The 15,836-nt window shown below is 64.1% G+C and carries 18 protein-coding genes; 13 read left to right on the top strand and 5 right to left on the bottom strand.

The features are described from left to right. Positions 1-8 precede the first annotated feature (8 nt). The 4 genes from AC1RQF_RS04645 to AC1RQF_RS04630 are packed head-to-tail and all read left to right on the top strand — an operon-like array spanning position 9 to position 4,305. Positions 9-125 (top strand): GpE family phage tail protein, encoded by a 117-nt coding sequence (locus AC1RQF_RS04645; RefSeq protein ID WP_252982061.1) that lies wholly within the window; start codon positions 9-11, stop codon positions 123-125. Continuing rightward, on the top strand, positions 122-2,773 hold the full coding sequence (locus tag AC1RQF_RS04640) for a phage tail tape measure protein (RefSeq protein ID WP_492871421.1): 2,652 nt from the start codon (positions 122-124) through the stop codon (positions 2,771-2,773). Before AC1RQF_RS04645 ends, AC1RQF_RS04640 begins: the two co-directional genes overlap by 4 nt. Before the next feature lie 30 nt (positions 2,774-2,803). After that, positions 2,804-3,268 carry a phage tail protein gene (locus AC1RQF_RS04635; RefSeq protein WP_274000256.1) on the top strand — a complete coding sequence of 155 codons (465 nt, stop codon included), beginning with the start codon at positions 2,804-2,806 and terminating at the stop codon, positions 3,266-3,268. Continuing rightward, positions 3,265-4,305 carry a phage late control D family protein gene (locus AC1RQF_RS04630; RefSeq protein WP_274000255.1) on the top strand — a complete coding sequence of 347 codons (1,041 nt, stop codon included), beginning with the start codon at positions 3,265-3,267 and terminating at the stop codon, positions 4,303-4,305. Before AC1RQF_RS04635 ends, AC1RQF_RS04630 begins: the two co-directional genes overlap by 4 nt. 85 nt (positions 4,306-4,390) lie before the next feature. Here the strand turns inward: AC1RQF_RS04630 and AC1RQF_RS04625 are convergent, their stop codons facing one another. Both AC1RQF_RS04625 and AC1RQF_RS04620 read right to left on the bottom strand, forming a co-directional pair. Beyond that, on the bottom strand, positions 4,391-5,116 hold the full coding sequence (locus tag AC1RQF_RS04625; protein WP_492871420.1) for an alpha/beta hydrolase: 726 nt from the start codon (positions 5,114-5,116) through the stop codon (positions 4,391-4,393). A 60-nt stretch (positions 5,117-5,176) separates the two neighbouring features. After that, positions 5,177-5,605: a helix-turn-helix domain-containing protein gene (locus AC1RQF_RS04620; protein ID WP_492871419.1), complete on the bottom strand. Its 429-nt coding sequence runs from the start codon at positions 5,603-5,605 to the stop codon at positions 5,177-5,179. A 104-nt stretch (positions 5,606-5,709) separates the two neighbouring features. Here AC1RQF_RS04620 and AC1RQF_RS04615 point away from each other — a divergent pair, with 104 nt between their 5' ends. The 9 genes from AC1RQF_RS04615 (at position 5,710) to AC1RQF_RS04575 (ending at position 12,250) form a co-directional block, all read left to right on the top strand. Beyond that, positions 5,710-5,940, top strand: a complete 231-nt coding sequence (locus tag AC1RQF_RS04615) for a hypothetical protein (protein ID WP_492871418.1) — start codon at positions 5,710-5,712, stop codon at positions 5,938-5,940. Positions 5,941-6,007: 67 nt separating this feature from the next. Continuing rightward, on the top strand, positions 6,008-6,256 hold the full coding sequence (locus AC1RQF_RS04610; RefSeq protein ID WP_252982054.1) for an Ogr/Delta-like zinc finger protein: 249 nt from the start codon (positions 6,008-6,010) through the stop codon (positions 6,254-6,256). Positions 6,257-6,367: 111 nt separating this feature from the next. Next, positions 6,368-6,574 (top strand): hypothetical protein, encoded by a 207-nt coding sequence (locus AC1RQF_RS04605; protein ID WP_492871416.1) that lies wholly within the window; start codon positions 6,368-6,370, stop codon positions 6,572-6,574. 63 nt (positions 6,575-6,637) lie between these two features. After that, complete coding sequence (locus AC1RQF_RS04600; RefSeq protein ID WP_492871415.1) at positions 6,638-9,406, top strand: toprim domain-containing protein; 2,769 nt, start codon at positions 6,638-6,640, stop codon at positions 9,404-9,406. Continuing rightward, positions 9,403-9,882 (top strand): hypothetical protein, encoded by a 480-nt coding sequence (locus tag AC1RQF_RS04595; protein WP_492871414.1) that lies wholly within the window; start codon positions 9,403-9,405, stop codon positions 9,880-9,882. The genes AC1RQF_RS04600 and AC1RQF_RS04595 overlap by 4 nt, the downstream gene beginning before the upstream one ends. Beyond that, entirely contained in the window at positions 9,879-10,229 is a 351-nt protein-coding gene (locus tag AC1RQF_RS04590) for a helix-turn-helix domain-containing protein (protein WP_274000241.1), read from the top strand. Before AC1RQF_RS04595 ends, AC1RQF_RS04590 begins: the two co-directional genes overlap by 4 nt. Further along, entirely contained in the window at positions 10,142-11,182 is a 1,041-nt protein-coding gene (locus AC1RQF_RS04585) for a tyrosine-type recombinase/integrase (RefSeq protein ID WP_492871443.1), read from the top strand. Before AC1RQF_RS04590 ends, AC1RQF_RS04585 begins: the two co-directional genes overlap by 88 nt. A gap of 304 nt (positions 11,183-11,486) precedes the next feature. Next, positions 11,487-11,969, top strand: coding sequence for a DUF2778 domain-containing protein (locus AC1RQF_RS04580; protein ID WP_492871413.1), 483 nt, complete (start codon positions 11,487-11,489; stop codon positions 11,967-11,969). Further along, positions 11,966-12,250, top strand: coding sequence for a hypothetical protein (locus AC1RQF_RS04575; protein ID WP_274000237.1), 285 nt, complete (start codon positions 11,966-11,968; stop codon positions 12,248-12,250). Before AC1RQF_RS04580 ends, AC1RQF_RS04575 begins: the two co-directional genes overlap by 4 nt. 298 nt (positions 12,251-12,548) lie before the next feature. Here the strand turns inward: AC1RQF_RS04575 and AC1RQF_RS04570 are convergent, their stop codons facing one another. The 3 genes from AC1RQF_RS04570 to AC1RQF_RS04560 form a co-directional block, all read right to left on the bottom strand. Continuing rightward, complete coding sequence (locus tag AC1RQF_RS04570; protein WP_492871412.1) at positions 12,549-14,177, bottom strand: TIGR04141 family sporadically distributed protein; 1,629 nt, start codon at positions 14,175-14,177, stop codon at positions 12,549-12,551. A 247-nt stretch (positions 14,178-14,424) separates the two neighbouring features. Beyond that, positions 14,425-14,730: a DUF3892 domain-containing protein gene (locus AC1RQF_RS04565; protein WP_492871411.1), complete on the bottom strand. Its 306-nt coding sequence runs from the start codon at positions 14,728-14,730 to the stop codon at positions 14,425-14,427. A gap of 158 nt (positions 14,731-14,888) precedes the next feature. Next, positions 14,889-15,743 carry a tyrosine-type recombinase/integrase gene (locus AC1RQF_RS04560; RefSeq protein ID WP_492871410.1) on the bottom strand — a complete coding sequence of 285 codons (855 nt, stop codon included), beginning with the start codon at positions 15,741-15,743 and terminating at the stop codon, positions 14,889-14,891. Between the last annotated feature and the right edge of the window lie 93 nt (positions 15,744-15,836).

The following is a 15,836-nucleotide window of genomic DNA, read 5'->3' as shown; positions in this document are numbered from 1 at the left end:
AAGACCCGATGGCCGACATCGCGCTGGTGTTCCACTGGCCCCCCGGCGCGATGTACGACTTCACGCTCGCCGAGCTGATGGCCTGGCGTGAGCGCGCCCGCGAACGTTACCAATCCGAATCATGAGCAACGACCAGAAATCGAGTGAGCTGAGGGCGCGCCTCGGGCGCGCCTCCCAATCCCTGCAGGCGATGCTCGCGGGCCGGGACGTCGAGACGCAGAAGCTGAAGGCGTCCAAGGCCGAACTCGCCTCGGTCAAGCGCGCGCAGCAGGACATCGAGTCCTTCCGCAAGCTGACGGCGCGGCTCAAGACCGCGACCGACCGGCAGATCGAGGCCCGCATGCGCGTCGATCAGGTCAATCAGGAGATCGTCGCGGCAAGCGGCACCCCGCTTTGGAAGATCGTGGCCGAGCGCCCCGCGGCGCTCGCGAGCGCGAGCGCCGCCCAGGCCCGGCAGAGCGAGACGCGTCGCCAACTCGATGCGGTCGCCGCCCGGCTCGGCCGGCAGGGCATCGCTCCCAACCGCGGCCTCGCCGCGCAGTCGCGGCGCCTCGACACGCGCGCGGGCACCTTGCAGCAGGACACCGGCACGCGGCAAAAAGCCTCGGACGAGAAGCGCGACAAGCGCACGGCCGATCTGAAAGACCGCGCGGAAAACATGAAGGGTGCCGGCGAGGCGCTGTCGTCGGTCGGCCGCACGATCGTCGGCAAGCCGCTCGAAGCCGCGATGAACGCGGAGGCCTCGCAGAACCAGTTGAAAGCGAGCCTGATGCGACCGGACGGCACGGTGCCGCCCGTCTTCGAAAAAATGAACCTGCTCGCGGAGCAGTTCGGCGCGAAGCTGCCCGGCTCCGCGAACGCGTTCCGCGAGATGATGAGCACGCTCGTCGAGGAAGGCACCCAGCCCGCCGAGGTGCTCGACGGCGTAGGCGCGGCCGTCTCGAAGCTGTCGCTCGCGATCGGCAAGACGCCGGCCGAGGCGGCCAAGCTCGCGACGTCGCTGCGCCAGGCGACCAACAGCAGCGCGAAGGATCTCGTCGCCCTCAGCGACGTGGCCCAGCGCGCGCTGCACTCGGGCCTCGACGACAAGGACCTGACCGCCGGCTTCGACAAGCTCGCGCCCGCCATGCGCAAGCTCGGCCTCGAGGGCTCGCGCGGCGCGCAGGCGCTGACGCCGCTGCTGATGATCGCGAAGCAGTCCGGCGACCTCGACGGCAAGGCGGCCGGCGCCGGCTACGCGAAGATGCTGTCGACCGTGACCCGGACCGACAAGGTCGGCCGGGCCAACCGCCTGCTCGATCCCGCGATGAAGCTCGACTTCACCGACGGCAAGGGGGGCTTCGGCGGCGTCGAGAAGATGGCCGCGCAGCTCGGCAAGCTCAAGGCGCTGTCGGACGAGAAGCGCGAAGCCGTGCTCGCGCAGCTGTTCGGCCGCGACGACACCACCCGCAAGGCCGCGTCGGCGCTGATCGACGCCGGGCCGACCGGGTACCGCGAGAACGCCGACAAGCTCGCGGCAGGCCCCGGCATGCAGCAGCGCGCAGACCTGCAGACCAACACGCTCGGCAACGCGCGCGAAGCGCTGATGGACCGCGGCACCGAGGCGCTGAGCATCGCAGGCGCGGCGATCGCGCCCGACGCGCAGGCCACGCTGCAATTCCTGTCGGACATCGTCGGCAAGATCACCGAGTGGATGCGCGCGAACCCCGAGCTGACCGCGAGCCTGATGCGCGTCGCCGCCGTGCTGGGCGGCGTGATGGCCGCGGGCGGTGGCCTCCTGATGATGGTCGGCAGCATCCTCGGTCCGATCGCGATGCTGCGCGGCGCGCTCGGCGGGCTCAGCCTGTTCGGCCCGCTGATCGGCCTGTTCCGCGGCGTCGCGGTCGCGATCGGGCTCGTCGGGCGGGTGGCCCTCGCCAATCCGCTGATGCTGCTGGTGACGGTTGCGGCGTTGATCATCACGCACTGGGACGTCGTGCAGCGCGTGTTCGCCGGCGCCGTGGAGTGGATCAAGAAAGCGGCGCACTACGTCGGCAAGCTGTTCGGCATCGGCGGCGACGACGCCGACGACAAGACCAAGCCGCTGCCCGGAGACGTCGGCGCCGCGCTCAAGAATCCGTCCACGCTCGCGCGGCTCGCGAATCAACCCGCCGCGCCGGGATTGTTCGACGCCTCCGGACAACTGGCGCCCGTGACCGCGCCCGCCGCGGGCGCGCCGCTCGATCCGGCGCGCTTCGGCGGTCGAAGCGCAAGCGCCGGTCCGCTCGCCGCGCCGCGGCTGCCCGACGCCTCCGCGCATCTGGCGCCCGTGACCGCGCCCGCGGCGGGCGCGCCGTTCGATCCGGCCAGCTTCGGCGGACGACGCGCAAGCGCCGGCCCGCTCGCCGCGCCGACACTGCCGACGTTGCCGGCCGCGACGCCGCTGCCGCCTGCGGCGCAGCCGGCAGGCGCGGGGCCGCGCGCGAGCGCGTGGGCCCCGGCCGCCGCGCCGCTGCCCGCGCCCCTCGCACCGGTCGCGCCGCTGCGTCTCGGCCAGTCCGACGCCTTCGCCCCGGCCGCCGCGCCGCTCGCGTTCGACACGCGCGCACCGCTCGGCGTACCGACCCCGGGCAAGACCGTCAACGTCGCGGGCGACACCTACAACATCACGCTGACCGCCAACTCCGGGCCGGCCGGCGACGAACTGTTGCGGATGGTGCGCGCCGAGCTCGCGCGCGGCGAGGAACTGAAGCGCACGCGCGTCGTGTCGAGCTTCTCCGACGCGCTCGCCTGACCCCACGTCTCACTCGCAAGGATCGCCAGCATGCTCGCCTCTCTCGGTCAATTCGCGTTCGGTCTGCCGACGCTCGCCTACCAGGACCTGCGCCGCTCGATGGACTGGAAGCACGTCACCGCGCCGCGCGTGGGCGTGCGCGACGCCAGCCAGTTCACCGGCCCCGGCAAGGACACCGTCACGCTCAACGGCGTGCTCGCGCCGCAACTGGCGGGCACGCTCGACTCGCTCGACGAACTGCGCGCGATGGCCGCGCGCGGCGACGCCTACGTGCTCGTGGACGGCGCGGGTCACGTCTACGGCGCCTACCTGATCGAAAGCCTCGACGAGACGCAGGCCTACCTGCAGCGCGACGGCGTGCCGCGCAAGATCACCTTCTCGATCGTCCTGCGCCGCGTCGACGAGCGCCCCGCGATCGCCGCGGACGAACCGTCCGACGCGGACGCGGACGAGAGCGATCCGGACACGGTGCAACCGCAAGGCCGACGCGCATGAAGCAGCCGCAAGCCGACTACCGCATCACGCTCGACGGCCGCGACCTGACGCGCGCGCTCGATCCGCGCCTCGTGAGCCTGTCGCTGGTGGAGAGCCGCGGCGGCGAGGCCGACACGCTCGAGCTGGTGCTCGACGACAGCGACGGCCGGCTCGACCTGCCCGCCTGCGGCGCGGAGCTGACGCTCCAGCTCGGCTGGATCGAGCCCGGCCTCGTGGACAAGGGCCGCTTCACCATTGACGAGGTGAGCTTCCGGGGCGCGCCGGACACGATCACCGTGCGCGCGCGCGCCGGTTCGATGACCGATGCGATGAGCGAACGGCGCGAGAAGAGCTGGCACCGCACCACGCTCGGCGCGATCGTGCAGGCGATCGCTGCGCGCTATCACCTGAAGCCCGTGATCCCGGCGGATCTCGCGAAAATCGCGATCGCGCACATCGACCAGACGCACGAGAGCGACATGTCGTTCATCACGCGCATCGCGAAGCGCTACGACGCGGTCGCCTCGGTCAAGAGCGGCAATCTGCTGTTCATGCCGATCGGCAAAGGCCGCACCGCGAGCGGCAAGCCGCTGCCCGCGCTCGCGATCACGCGCGCGAGCGGCGACCGGCACCAGTACAGCCTCGCGAAGCGCGACGAGTTCGGCGGGGTGCGCGCGTACTACCACTCGACCGGCAGCGCGAAGCGCAAGTCGGTGGAGGTGGGCGGCGGCAAGGACGCGAAGAACACCAAGGTGCTGCCGGAAACCTACCCGGACGAAGCCGCGGCGCGCGCGGCGGCGCAGGCGGAATACCAGCGCACGATCCGCAGCCAGGCGACCCTGGATTACGCGCTCGCGCTCGGCCGGCCGGATCTCTATCCGGAGATGCCGGTGAACCTGAGCGGCTTCAAGCCGGAGATCGACGGGACCGTCTGGCTCGCGAAGAAGGTGACGCACAAGATCGACGCGGGCGGCTTCACGACGACGCTCGAACTGGAGGTCAAGGGTGATCCGCCGAAACAGAAAAACGGCTCGGGCGGCAAGCCGAAAGGCAAGTGATCACGGAGAACGTTTGCCGGGTGCGCTACCACGCGCGCTCGGCCGGGCCGCCCGGTACGGCGACGGTCCGTCGCGCCGGATCGCGTCAGCGCCGGTGGCCCGGCACCTGCTCCCAAGCGGCGTGTTCGCCCGCCGCGACGCACTGCTGACGCGTGCCCGCCTGCATCACGATGCTGCCGACCGTATAGCGGGCGCCGCCGTACTCGCATTGCAGCACGCGCGGCACCGTCGGCATCGCGACGGGCTCCGGCGCCACCAGGCGGCCGCCCATCGCGTACGCGCCGGCCACCAGACCGGACAGCGCGAGTGCGCCCGCCAGCACGGCGCGCCACGGCAGCTTCTTCGCGCCGGGATTGAGCACCGACGACTGAATGAACATCGGCTGCCGCAGTTCGGCGACCATCGCGGCCGGCGCCGGCGCAGGTGCCTGGCGATAGCGCGGCGCGTCGAGCCCGTGGCTCGCCGGCCGCTGCGGCTGACGGGCGGCGGAGGCCTGCCCCGCCATGCCGTTGCGCAGCCAACCGTCGAGATACGACATCACGCGCGCGTACTTCTCGCGCGGCAAGGTCTCCACGCTCTCGAAATTGAATACGCTCATCAGGCGGCGGTACACCATCAGCTTGTCGGTGCCCGTCTTCGACTCGATCTCGAACGCCTTGCGCGCGATCGCGTTGCGCTGGCGATCGCTGACGGGCGTAGGGTCGACCCCGTGGTGGATATGCAGGTCGACATGCGCCTGCACCGTGTTGGACTTGATGTTGCCCCCGGCAACCTGTCCCACTTCGCGTTCAAACTCGTACTTTGTTTTCATTTTCCGTACCGTTTGTCACAAATCAGCTCGATACCGCCCTGGCCTGGGGCGGGGGAAGGGCTACTTCCGTTTCTTCGCGCGTCCACCTCCGAGATTGAGTTCGACATTGCCGTGGAACGTCGCGTCGCCCTGGATCTGCTGGCCGACGTCACCCTTGAACGTCATCGCCGCGACCGGTTGCGGTGCGCGCAAGCCGCCGATCAGTGCACGCACCCCCGCGCGGCCCTGCTCGTCCAGCCCGCGATAGCCCGCCAGCAGCGCGGCTTCGTCCGCGTCCAGCGCGGCCGACGCGCGCACGCCCGTCAGCACGAACAGCAGGTCGACGCCGGCCGCCCCGATGCCGACCAGGTAGTGGGCGTCCGGCGCCCGCTCACCCTTCTCGTACAGCACCTGGGTCTTTTCCGTGACGCCGCCGCGTTCGCCGAACGCGCGCAACGACAGCGCGATGCGCTTGCGCTCCGCGCGCAGGCGCTCACCGATACTTTCCATTTGGTTTGTTTGGACGTTGAAAGCACACCGAATGGTGTGTATTATGAACTTGTGCAAGGTTAACGACAGGAAGTATATCCGTCATGTCCACCAAACGAATCCCCATGTCCCGCTCCCCGCGCGGCGTGCTGTCGAGCAAGCCGGTGTACATGCGGCTGATGCCGCATGAGCAGCATACGCTCGCGCAACTGTCCGAGCGGCAACGCCGTTCGATGTCGAGCGTCGCGCGGCTCGTCTACCTCGAAGGCCTCGACCGCTACCTCGAGAAAAGCATCGCGCCGGGCGCCGATGCGTCGGGCGCCGATGCGTCGGACGCCGCCACGCCCCAGGACTGACGCCGATGCGCGCCCCGTCCGTTCCCGCCCGCCTCGCGCGCCCGTTCCCGCTCCGGAGCCCGATTCCATGCGCATCCTGAACCGCTGCCCACATTGCCGCGCACGCGCCACCGCGCGCAGCAGCCGCGACATGTCCCTCACGTTCCGCGAAGTGACCTTCGCCTGCTCGAATCCCGAGTGCGGCCACACCTATGTGGTGAACATGGAGTTCGCCCGCACGCTGTCGCCGTCGGCGACGCCCGACCTGTCGCTGAACCTGCCGCTGTCGCCGCACGTGCGCGAGCGGCTCGAACAGCAGCTGGACCTGCCCGGCTAGACCCCAGCGCGTTCCCCGTTTCCTCGCATCGTGCCCGCGCGGTGCGAGGGACCCGTTTTGCCCGGCGTCGCGTGGGCAGGCCCCACCGTGCGCCGCCGCCAGGAGACCTCGATGAAAAACACACTGTTCAACCTCGGCCTGCTCGCACTGCTCGCCTTCACGCTCATGGGCCTCACCGACGCCGTCGCGCGCCTCTTGCGGCGCGCCGGCCACCCGCCCGCGCGGCTCGCCGCGTTCAGCGCCGCGTGCGCGACGCTGATCCTGCTGCTGGCCCTGCTCGCCTGGGCGCTGCCGCCGCGAGGCGCGCATGGCGCGTGACCGCCGGCCCGCACGACTCACCATCGCCGTTTCCCCGATCCCTGTAGAACCGCGTCCGCAATCATGGCTTCGATCGACGAACTGAAACAACGCATCGACCTGCACGACCTCGCCGGCCGCCTCGGCCTCAAGCGCGGCCGCGGCGGCGAACGCGCGCTGTACCACTCGCCCGCGCACGAAGACCGGCACCCGTCGCTGTCGATCTTCCAGCACCACCCCAAGCACGGCAGCGGCTGGCGCGACCACAGTGCGGACGTCGGCGGCTCGTGCATCGACCTCGTGATGTACGCGCGCGGCGGCACCGTCGCCGACGCACTGCGCTATCTGCACGACGCCTACGGAATCCCGTCCGGCCCGCCGGCGGCCGGCGTCGCGCGGCGCGACAAGACCACGGTCGACTACATCGCCGAGCGCTGCATCGCGGCCCGCGAGCAGGCCCGCGACTACCTCGCCGGGCGCGGCATCGCGCCCGAAGCGCTCGACGCGGCGCTGCAAGCGCGCACCGTCGGCTTCAACGACTGGGCCAGCATGAAGACGCCGCCGGGCAACGTCGGCCACGGCGGGCCCGCCGCCGCGTTCATCGTGCGCGCGCCGGCCGGGCACGAGATCGTCGCGGTCGACGTGCGCTATCTCGACCCCGCGCTCAACGGCGACGTGAAGACCCAGACCCACGGCGACAAGGCCGGCTACGGCTGGACCGCCGATCCGCGCCGGCTTGCGCGGGCGCAGCGCGTGGTGCTCGTCGAAAGCGCGATCAACGCGCTGTCGGTCGACAGCTGCGCGCTGCCGGACGTGGCCGCCTACGCGCTGCGCGGCCTCGCGAACGTCGCGCGGATCGACTTCTCGTTCCTGCGCGGCAAGCAGGCCGTGATCTGCCTCGACAACGACGAGCCGTTTCCCGACGGCCATCCGCGCGCCGGCCAGCGCCCCGGGCCCGAGGCCGCCTGGGCCCTGTACGAACGGCTCACGGGCCTGAACGTGAGCGCGGTGCTGGTCGACCAGCGCGAGTGGCGCGCCGATCTCGCCGACGGCGAGCCCGACGCCGCACCGCTCAACGACGTCAACGACTACCTGCGGCAGCGCGGCGTCGCCGCGCTGCGCCGCGCGCTCGAACACTACGAGCCGTGGCTGATCGTGGGCCTGCCCGGCGACGACAGCCGGCGCGGGCGGCCGCGCATCTTCCTGCCGCCGCACGACTTCGCGCAGTACTGGCGCTTCCGCACGCGGCCCGACTTCACGAGCCATATCGCGAAGCTCGAACGCAACGACGAGACCGGCATCGAGACGCCCGTGCTGGTCGACCTGTGCGGCTTCCGGATCGCGTCGATCAGCCGCGTCGCGGTCGCGAGCGCCACCTCGACGATGACGGGCGACGCCGACCAGGCACCGACCGTCTATTTCGCGGTGTCGGTCCAGGCGCCGCGCCACGGCGCGACGCTGATCCGCCGCGTGATGCTCGACGACCAGTTGCACAACACCGACCAGTGGTCGAAGTTCGGACCGATCTGGGCGCGCGCGCCGTTCCTGCGCATGGTGAACATCCTGGAGCGCGGCGCGGATCTCGGCGCGCGCCACGCGGTGAACTTCGTCGGCCTCGCCTGGCGCGACGGCCGGCTGATCGTGAACGAAGGACCCGACTGCTACTTCACCGAGGCGGACAAGCAGTGTCCATATCACAACCTGAGCTTCCCGTCGGGGCCGCGCGGCGACGCGCGCCGCGTGATCGGTGCGTACCAGCAGACGTTCCGGCAGAACGCGGCGACGCTGCCGCTCGTGTGGGGGCTCGGCGGCCACCTGAAGGCGCTGCTCGGCTTCTGGCCGCACCTGACCGTGCAGGCCGACAAGGGCGCGGGCAAGTCGACGCTGATCAAGCGCCTCGAACGCACGCTCGCGTTCACGATGTTCTCGGGGCAATCGCTGCAGACCGAATTCCGGCTGCTCACGAGCGTCAGCCACACGAGCCATCCGGTCGGCTGGGAGGAACTGTCGGCGCGCCGCCAGGACGTGATCGACAAGGCGGTCGGGCTGCTGCAGGAGAACTATCAGTACACGATCACGCGACGCGGCGCGGACATGACGGAATACCTGCTGTGCGCGCCGGTGATGCTCGCCGGCGAGGACGTGCCGGTGCGCAGCCTGCTCGGCAAGCTGGTGCGCACCACGCTGACGGGCAAGCGCGGCCCGCTCCTGCCCGACGAGCTGCCGCGCTTCCCGGTGCGCGAATGGCTCGCGTTCCTCGCGAGCCTCGCGCCGCGCGACGTCCTCGAACAGTACCGCGCGCTGCGCGAGCGCTGCCTCGCGGGCAGCCGCGCGAGCGGCGCGGACGACGGCGCGCTGCGGATGGCCGGCAACTACGCCGCGGTCGCGCTCGCGTGGCGCTACCTGTGCGAGTTCGCCGGCATGGACCCGGACGAGGGCGACTTCGAACGCGACCTGCTCGCCGAGATGAACAGCCACATCGCCGAGACGAGCGCCGACCGCGAGCCGTGGGTATGGATCATGGAGACCGTGCTGTCGGAGATCGACAGCGGCAACTTCAAGCACCCGCATACGTTCGACACGATCGACGGCGAGCTTTGCCTGCTGCTGCGCACCGGCCACGTGATGGACCACATCGCGCACACGAGCGCGCTGCGCGACAAGTGGAACAGCCTGCCGGTGAAGTCGGACCGGGTCTTCAAGAAGCAGCTGCACCACGCGGGCGTGGTGGTCGGCGAGAAGGAGGTCGAGCGCCGCATCTGCCTGCGCCGCGTGCCGTACCTGACGCCGGTGTCGCTCGCGCGGCTCGCGGGCTTCGGCCTGCACGTCGCCGTGCGGGAGGATCTGCGATGAGCCGCCTGCGGACCACGCCCGCGCGGGAGACGGCACACAGCGCGCCGGAATCACGGCATTCGGCCGGCGCGTATCGCAAGTGCTTGATTCGCGAGGAAAACCGCGCCATGAAAAGCGGTCATATCGCCATCAGTGGGATGTGCAACGCCAGCAATGGCGCGGCCTGGGGCCACCGTTCCTTCTTTCTTTCTCTTCTCTTCAAGTTATTGAAAGAGAAAGAAAAAAGACAGCGCGCCGCAACCGGCCGCGCGCCGGACGCGACGCCACGGGTTGCGGCCGTTTCGCCAGGAGTCGGCGAGCGCGGCCGCGCGGCGCGCCACGAGTCCGGGCCGCGCCATGTGTCGGACGCGTGGCGACATACCGCCCGCCATCCCTTAACCATCAATGCGTTGCGCACGCGCGACGGGCAGGCCACGAGTCCACGCGTGGCGCTGCGTGTGGGCGTGCCGTCCGGTCGACGAGGAGGCCGCCGATGAACCCAGTTATCCAGACGCTCGATCTGATCGCCGCGGCCGCGCTGCTCGGCGCCCATCCTGAAACCGTGCGCCTCAAGGCGAAGGCGGGCGCGCTGCCCGGCCGCAAGGTCGGCAAGCGCTGGATCTTCTCGCTGCTCGCGCTGCAGCGCTATCTCGCCGGCGAATGGACGCCGGACCGCCCGCCCCCCGCTCACCCTGGCCTGGATGAAACCGCATGTCGCTCTATCAACGAACCGGCAGTCCGAACTGGTATTACAAGCTGTACCCGCCTGGCGGCGGAAAGCCGCTACAAGGCAGCACTGGCACCCGCGACAAAGTCCGCGCGCAGGAGTTCCACGACCGCCTGAAGGCCGAGCTGTGGGATGTGGCGAAGCTCGGAAGGCGGCCGCGGCATCTGTGGAACGACGCGGTCGTGCGTTACGTGAGCGAGCGCGAGGGCATCGCGAGCCTGGAGACGACCAAGGCGCACCTGCGCTGGCTCGATCGTCACCTGGCGGGCGTGCCGCTCGCGGCCATCGACCGCGCGACGATCGACGCGATCGCCCGGGCGAAGCGCGACGAACCGCGCGTCGTGCTCACGCGCGCGGGCCCGAAACCGACGGGCGGGCGGGTCAGCGCGGCGACGGTGCGGCGCGTGACGGGCGTGCTGAAGGCGGTGTTGAACGCGGCGGTGGCATGGGAATGGCTCGATCGCGCGCCCGTCACGCCGCGCGGCCGCACGACCGGCCGGCGCATCCGCTGGCTCACGCCGGCGCAGGCCGACACGCTGCTGACCGCGCTGCCGACGCATCTCGCTCAGATGGCGCGCTTCAGCCTGGAAACCGGCTTGCGGCGCGCCAACGTGACGGGCCTGCAGTGGTCGCAGGTTGATCTTGCGCGGCGCATCGCGTGGATCCATCCGGACCAGGCGAAGGCGCGCAAGGCGATCGCGGTGCCCTTGTCCGAGACGGCGCTCGCGGTGCTGCGCCGGCAGTTGGCGGCGCAGCGGCAGCCGGCGTATCGGGACAGCGTGTTCGTGTATCGCGGCCGGCCGGTGCGGCAGACCTCGACCGCGGCGTGGAAGAAGGCGCTGGCGCGCGCGGGCATCGAGGACTTCCGCTGGCACGACCTGCGCCATACCTGGGCGAGCTGGCACGTTCAGCGCGGCACGCCGTTGCAGGTGCTCAAGGAGCTGGGCGGCTGGGAAACGATGGAGATGGTGCAGCGCTATGCGCACCTGTCGGCGGAGCATTTGACGCAATGGGTGAGCCCGCTGACGCGCGACGTAGGTGCAGTTCAGGTACATCGGGAGGGGGGATGAAACGAGGGAAGCCTCGTGGCAATTGGCGCGCCCGGCTGGGATCGCCCCCTGCCTTCGGGGTTGCGGATTAGCGGCGCGCTTTCTTGAGAATCAATGCTTTATGCGAATCGCGAATTTCAAGCTCTCCGGGTGAAACCGAATTGAAACCTCAGCGTACTGGCCACACATGCGGTCGAGCCTGCATCCTCATGCGAACGTCTATTTCGAGATGGCCATTGTGTAACACTATCGCTGCGCCAAGGATCGAGTCCATCGATCCGGCACAACGAAAACCACCTGAGAGCCACGTTCCGAGGATCCACATATGCCAGTGGAATGCACGTTCACCCTGAACAAGCACAATCTGTCGGTGCTGAATTGCCCCGGCTTCGGCGGTGTCCCCGCGTTCTCTGGAAACAGCCGATACGTCAACGACCCGAACTCGACGGCCGTTCAGGACAAAGGCCCTCTCCCAACCGGCACCTACTATATCGTCGACCGGCAAAGCGGCGGCCATCTCGGTTGGCTGTACGACGCGGCGAAGGACCTCTCACTCCACACGCATCGGGCGGACTGGTTTGCGCTCTATCGCAACGACGGGAAAATCGACGACTGGACGACCATCAACGGCATCCGCCGCGGCCATTTCCGGCTGCATCCGGTCGGCCGCCTTGGCGAAAGTGACGGCTGTATCACACTATCGAGCCGAGCCCAGTTCGACCGGCTGCGGGCATTCCTGAAAGCTCAACCTGCATTCCAGGTACCGGGCACGACACTCAAAGCATATGGAAAGGTGACGGTTCGATGAAACTGATCGGTCGCATCGTGCTTGCGCTGCTGCTCACGCTGCCAGTTCAAGCTGCCATCACGTCCCTCCCGTGGATGGAACATTGGTTCGGCAACGGCGGAGAAGGTTGGAACGTCATGGCGCCGCTGTTTCGCGCACTGGGATCTGTGGGCGGCGAACAGAACGAAGACATTTTCGTTGGCGCCCTGTTGCTCGTCAGCTTTGCAATCGCGTTTTTGCTGTCGCTTCCCTTGATCAGCTTGCTGGCGCGGTTCCGTCGGCCGCCCAAACACCAGCAATAGCGCGCAAATGGGAGACGCAGCCCGCACAGGTCAGGTCATCGGGCTGTGCCGCGACATCGAAACCGCCGATGCTCGCAGCCGGCCAGCTGAAATTGCGCTGCAGCAGGGAAAAACGAGGAAATAGCGAAACCGCTGGAAGCCTTGTCAGACTTGGCGCGCCCGGCTGGGATCGAACCAGCAACCCCTGCCTTCGGAGGGCAGTTGGTAGCTTCGACAATTTACCAAGTGCTCTGCAAGATAATTGGACTGATAGCTCGGCCCACATCGTCACCGCTTTCCGCACCCATCTAGTCTCTCTTCACCCATGCTTATTTTTTTTCTTAGGCATCTCTTTTGTCTTTGCATAAATTTCATCGACCGATATTTTCAGAAGCTCAACATTGTAGCCAAATCCCGCCAATATTTTTTTTGTGTTATTTAGATTAACCCGTGAGAAAAATGGAAGATAAAGTATCTCACCGGGCTCCTCACTAATTACAGCATAAACTATCGTAAACTCTCCTTTTTCAGGAGGTTTTTCAATTTGGAAAATATCTTTAAATTTCCCCTCAAGCTTCGCCACAACCTTCTCACGAAACTTAGGGTCCGTCTGTATAAGCTGGCCAGAAACAAAACCTTGCGCGAACAGATGACTCATAACACTAGATTTGCTATATATCTTTACGTGAATTAACTCACGATTAATTGACAGCAAATCACAAACCTCAACCTGACCATGTCCGCCCCCGTGCATAATTTTATTTTTATCGTCCAGAAGCGCATAAGCATCAGAGTTCAAATCCGCAATCTCAGCGTTGTACCCTCCTTCCCCGCCCCCCTTGTAATCTGGAAAATTTAACTTCGAGATAGGTATTTTTCCAAAATCCTCATTTGTTCGCGCAACAAAATCATTTGCCACCTTAAACCAATTTCCATCATTCAGTATATATTTTTCATCGCCAACACTAACTTCCGCATACAGACATTTATATACCTTCCACGATTTATGTACTTTTTTGTGATCTGCGTCAGCACAATGAACTTCGCGGGATTTTAGCAAATCAAGATTAACATTCTCACTCTCATCCAGAGTTGAAATAAATCCATTTAAATTAATATCATGATAAATTACCCTCTTTCCGTGCGAGTACATAAATCCACACACCGAATTCCAGTCTATAATTTCCGGGATCGATAACCAAATATTGTCATATTGCTTCAAACTCAAAATTTCATTCAATTGAATTTCAAGCCTCTCAATAATCTTGGAATTTCTTACCATTGAAATATTATTGACCCACTGATAGTCATCAGCACTCAAATCTTCTTCGAATTTTTTTCTATATTCATTTAACAAGGATGGCAAATCAGACAAATCCATCTTAACCGATACGGTCAAGGAATCGCTTCCCGTCATTCTATTTCCCAAGCCAGGATTTATCGGCGCACCAACTATCGCCTTCAACATGTCTTGTTCAACATCAAGCCCAAACTGATTCGCGCTAGTTTCTTGCCCAGACTGAATTCGAGTGTGACTTTGAATCGCATCGAGCGACTGAACGTCGACACATCGGAAGCTATTTTGGTCAACTGAATTTAAAGCACAAAGCAGCCCAAAACGCTCTTCAAAAACCTCATCTTGAAGCAAGAAGCGCCCTCCTTGCCCAAAAGTAAGCACAAAACATCTTTCGTTAATTTTCAAAAATAGAGCAGCAGATACACCGGGAACAACGATATCGCTTAAGTCCAGATAATCTTTAAATAAAGCCGTCCATTTGGGTTGGCGCGGGGGTTGATTTTTAACATGCAGCTCCGCCTTTCCATGTCCAGAAAAATCAATAATGAACGATTTTCCACACTCTTCCTTTCGAATCACCTGCTCACATGTGTCGTATTGTTTTTTTATTAAAAATATCGTTAGATGGTTGACATGTTTTTCAGCAGACATCCCTCATCCCCGAAAAGATAGCTTTCACAATGATGCCGCCGCAGAATGCAACTAAAATCAGCCTTTTTGCTCTCTGTCTTACAGAAGGCGGCGAACATTATCTGTTCCATTCATCCGATCACCATCTACCCTCCCGCCTCATCCCAACGCCTCACCTCCTCCATATCTAGGCGCCCGGCCCAACTACAAATCGTGAATTGATCACACCAGTCCGAATTTAGCAGTAAGATCTTTATCTGTCACAAATCTAAAATTCCGGCAGATTATCCAAATTATCAACAAGCTTGTTGTCACTGACGGTTTTCAGAAACTCTAAGCCGTTTATTTTAATAACATAGACCGGCTTACCCTTATTCCAATTCCCTTCCGTATTTTTGTAAATGGTTGTGAAAGTGGTTCCATTATTTATGGCATCAACAACCGTTTGTCGACGATACTCGCCAGATTGACCTATTGAGTCACCATTATCGGCATAAACCCTCAGCCGGTCGATATGTGTGTGCTTTTCATTAAATTTAACTTCGTAGATCAGATAGTCCGCCCACTTTGGCATACATCCTCCCGAAATTTTCTAAAATGGCACGCCATGCAATCCACTTCTAGCTCATCTCATTAGTTAACAATCTCAATGGTCACACACTATAGAACAAGCAACGCTTATTTCAAGTCAGCCGGGGTAGTCACCATTGATATCATGTCCCCATTTTTCATCTAAAGCGGCAGAAGCTTCTGCACGGCCGCACGCCCTTGATCTGGCGATAGATGCGCGTAGCGCTCCGTCACGGAGATCGAAGAATGCCCAAGCAGATCTTTCACAACGTACAGGGAAACACCGTCCATAACTAACCAGGACGCGAACGTATGGCGTAGATCGTGGATGCGGAAATTGTCGATGCCTGCCCGAGTGCATGCTGCATAGAAGCCCTTCTGGAGTGTTTGGACGTGTGTCCCCGTTCGTGACGGAAAAACCCACTTCGACGCGGCACAGTGGCGCAAAACCCAATCCCGCTGATCTCTCAACGCAGACATCGCCCCGCTGTTCAACGGTACAAGCCGGCGTTTGCCGTTTTTCGTGTGCTCGACCTCTAACCGCAAACAAGCTCGTTCGAAATCGACGCGACGCCAGTCAAGCGCGAGTAGTTCGTTCTTACGGCACCCTGTGCTGAGAGCAAGACGCACGAAGTTCGGTAGGTGCGGACGCGTCGCAGTCGCACCTGCCGCGAGAATCAATAGCGACGCTTCATCCCGAGAAATCCAGCGCACACGAGCCTCTCCACCATCCAAGCCGAGGCTTTGCACAGGATTCGGCAGCTCGAAATGATCATGCTCAATGCGAACGAAGTTGATCGCCGCCGCCAAAAACTTCAACTCCCTCTTTACTGTCGATTCCTGTACGCCATCGCCCAGGCGAGCTGTCACATATCTGCGCACGTCGCCGCGCTTCAATTCCAGCAGGCTCCGACCACCAAAGTACGGTTGCAGACGCTTCAACGAGTACAAATCACGCTGCTTACTGCGATGACTCTTTTCCGAGAGGTAAATTCCCACAACGTCCTCGAAGATCATTCCAAACGCCTCTTGCGTCATCAGTGACCCTACGAATATCGGTATGCCCAACAAAGCTCTTTAACTAAATGACAAAAATACAAATCTGAATGT

This window comes from Burkholderia sp. GW821-FHT14F03 (assembly GCF_058803765.1).
This window is presented reverse-complemented; position numbering and strand designations above follow the sequence as displayed.

Excerpts from the sequence above, each read along its gene's own strand:
- AC1RQF_RS04645 (WP_252982061.1), top strand. The coding sequence starts at position 9 with ATGGCCGACATCGCGCTGGTGTTCCACTGGCCCCCCGGCGCGATGTAC.
- AC1RQF_RS04640 (WP_492871421.1), top strand. The coding sequence starts at position 122 with ATGAGCAACGACCAGAAATCGAGTGAGCTGAGGGCGCGCCTCGGGCGC.
- AC1RQF_RS04635 (WP_274000256.1), top strand. The coding sequence starts at position 2,804 with ATGCTCGCCTCTCTCGGTCAATTCGCGTTCGGTCTGCCGACGCTCGCC.
- AC1RQF_RS04630 (WP_274000255.1), top strand. The coding sequence starts at position 3,265 with ATGAAGCAGCCGCAAGCCGACTACCGCATCACGCTCGACGGCCGCGAC.
- AC1RQF_RS04625 (WP_492871420.1), bottom strand. The coding sequence starts at position 5,116 with ATGAAAACAAAGTACGAGTTTGAACGCGAAGTGGGACAGGTTGCCGGG.
- AC1RQF_RS04620 (WP_492871419.1), bottom strand. The coding sequence starts at position 5,605 with ATGGAAAGTATCGGTGAGCGCCTGCGCGCGGAGCGCAAGCGCATCGCG.
- AC1RQF_RS04615 (WP_492871418.1), top strand. The coding sequence starts at position 5,710 with ATGTCCCGCTCCCCGCGCGGCGTGCTGTCGAGCAAGCCGGTGTACATG.
- AC1RQF_RS04610 (WP_252982054.1), top strand. The coding sequence starts at position 6,008 with ATGCGCATCCTGAACCGCTGCCCACATTGCCGCGCACGCGCCACCGCG.
- AC1RQF_RS04605 (WP_492871416.1), top strand. The coding sequence starts at position 6,368 with ATGAAAAACACACTGTTCAACCTCGGCCTGCTCGCACTGCTCGCCTTC.
- AC1RQF_RS04600 (WP_492871415.1), top strand. The coding sequence starts at position 6,638 with ATGGCTTCGATCGACGAACTGAAACAACGCATCGACCTGCACGACCTC.
- AC1RQF_RS04595 (WP_492871414.1), top strand. The coding sequence starts at position 9,403 with ATGAGCCGCCTGCGGACCACGCCCGCGCGGGAGACGGCACACAGCGCG.
- AC1RQF_RS04590 (WP_274000241.1), top strand. The coding sequence starts at position 9,879 with ATGAACCCAGTTATCCAGACGCTCGATCTGATCGCCGCGGCCGCGCTG.
- AC1RQF_RS04580 (WP_492871413.1), top strand. The coding sequence starts at position 11,487 with ATGCCAGTGGAATGCACGTTCACCCTGAACAAGCACAATCTGTCGGTG.
- AC1RQF_RS04575 (WP_274000237.1), top strand. The coding sequence starts at position 11,966 with ATGAAACTGATCGGTCGCATCGTGCTTGCGCTGCTGCTCACGCTGCCA.
- AC1RQF_RS04570 (WP_492871412.1), bottom strand. The coding sequence starts at position 14,177 with ATGTCTGCTGAAAAACATGTCAACCATCTAACGATATTTTTAATAAAA.
- AC1RQF_RS04565 (WP_492871411.1), bottom strand. The coding sequence starts at position 14,730 with ATGCCAAAGTGGGCGGACTATCTGATCTACGAAGTTAAATTTAATGAA.
- AC1RQF_RS04560 (WP_492871410.1), bottom strand. The coding sequence starts at position 15,743 with ATGATCTTCGAGGACGTTGTGGGAATTTACCTCTCGGAAAAGAGTCAT.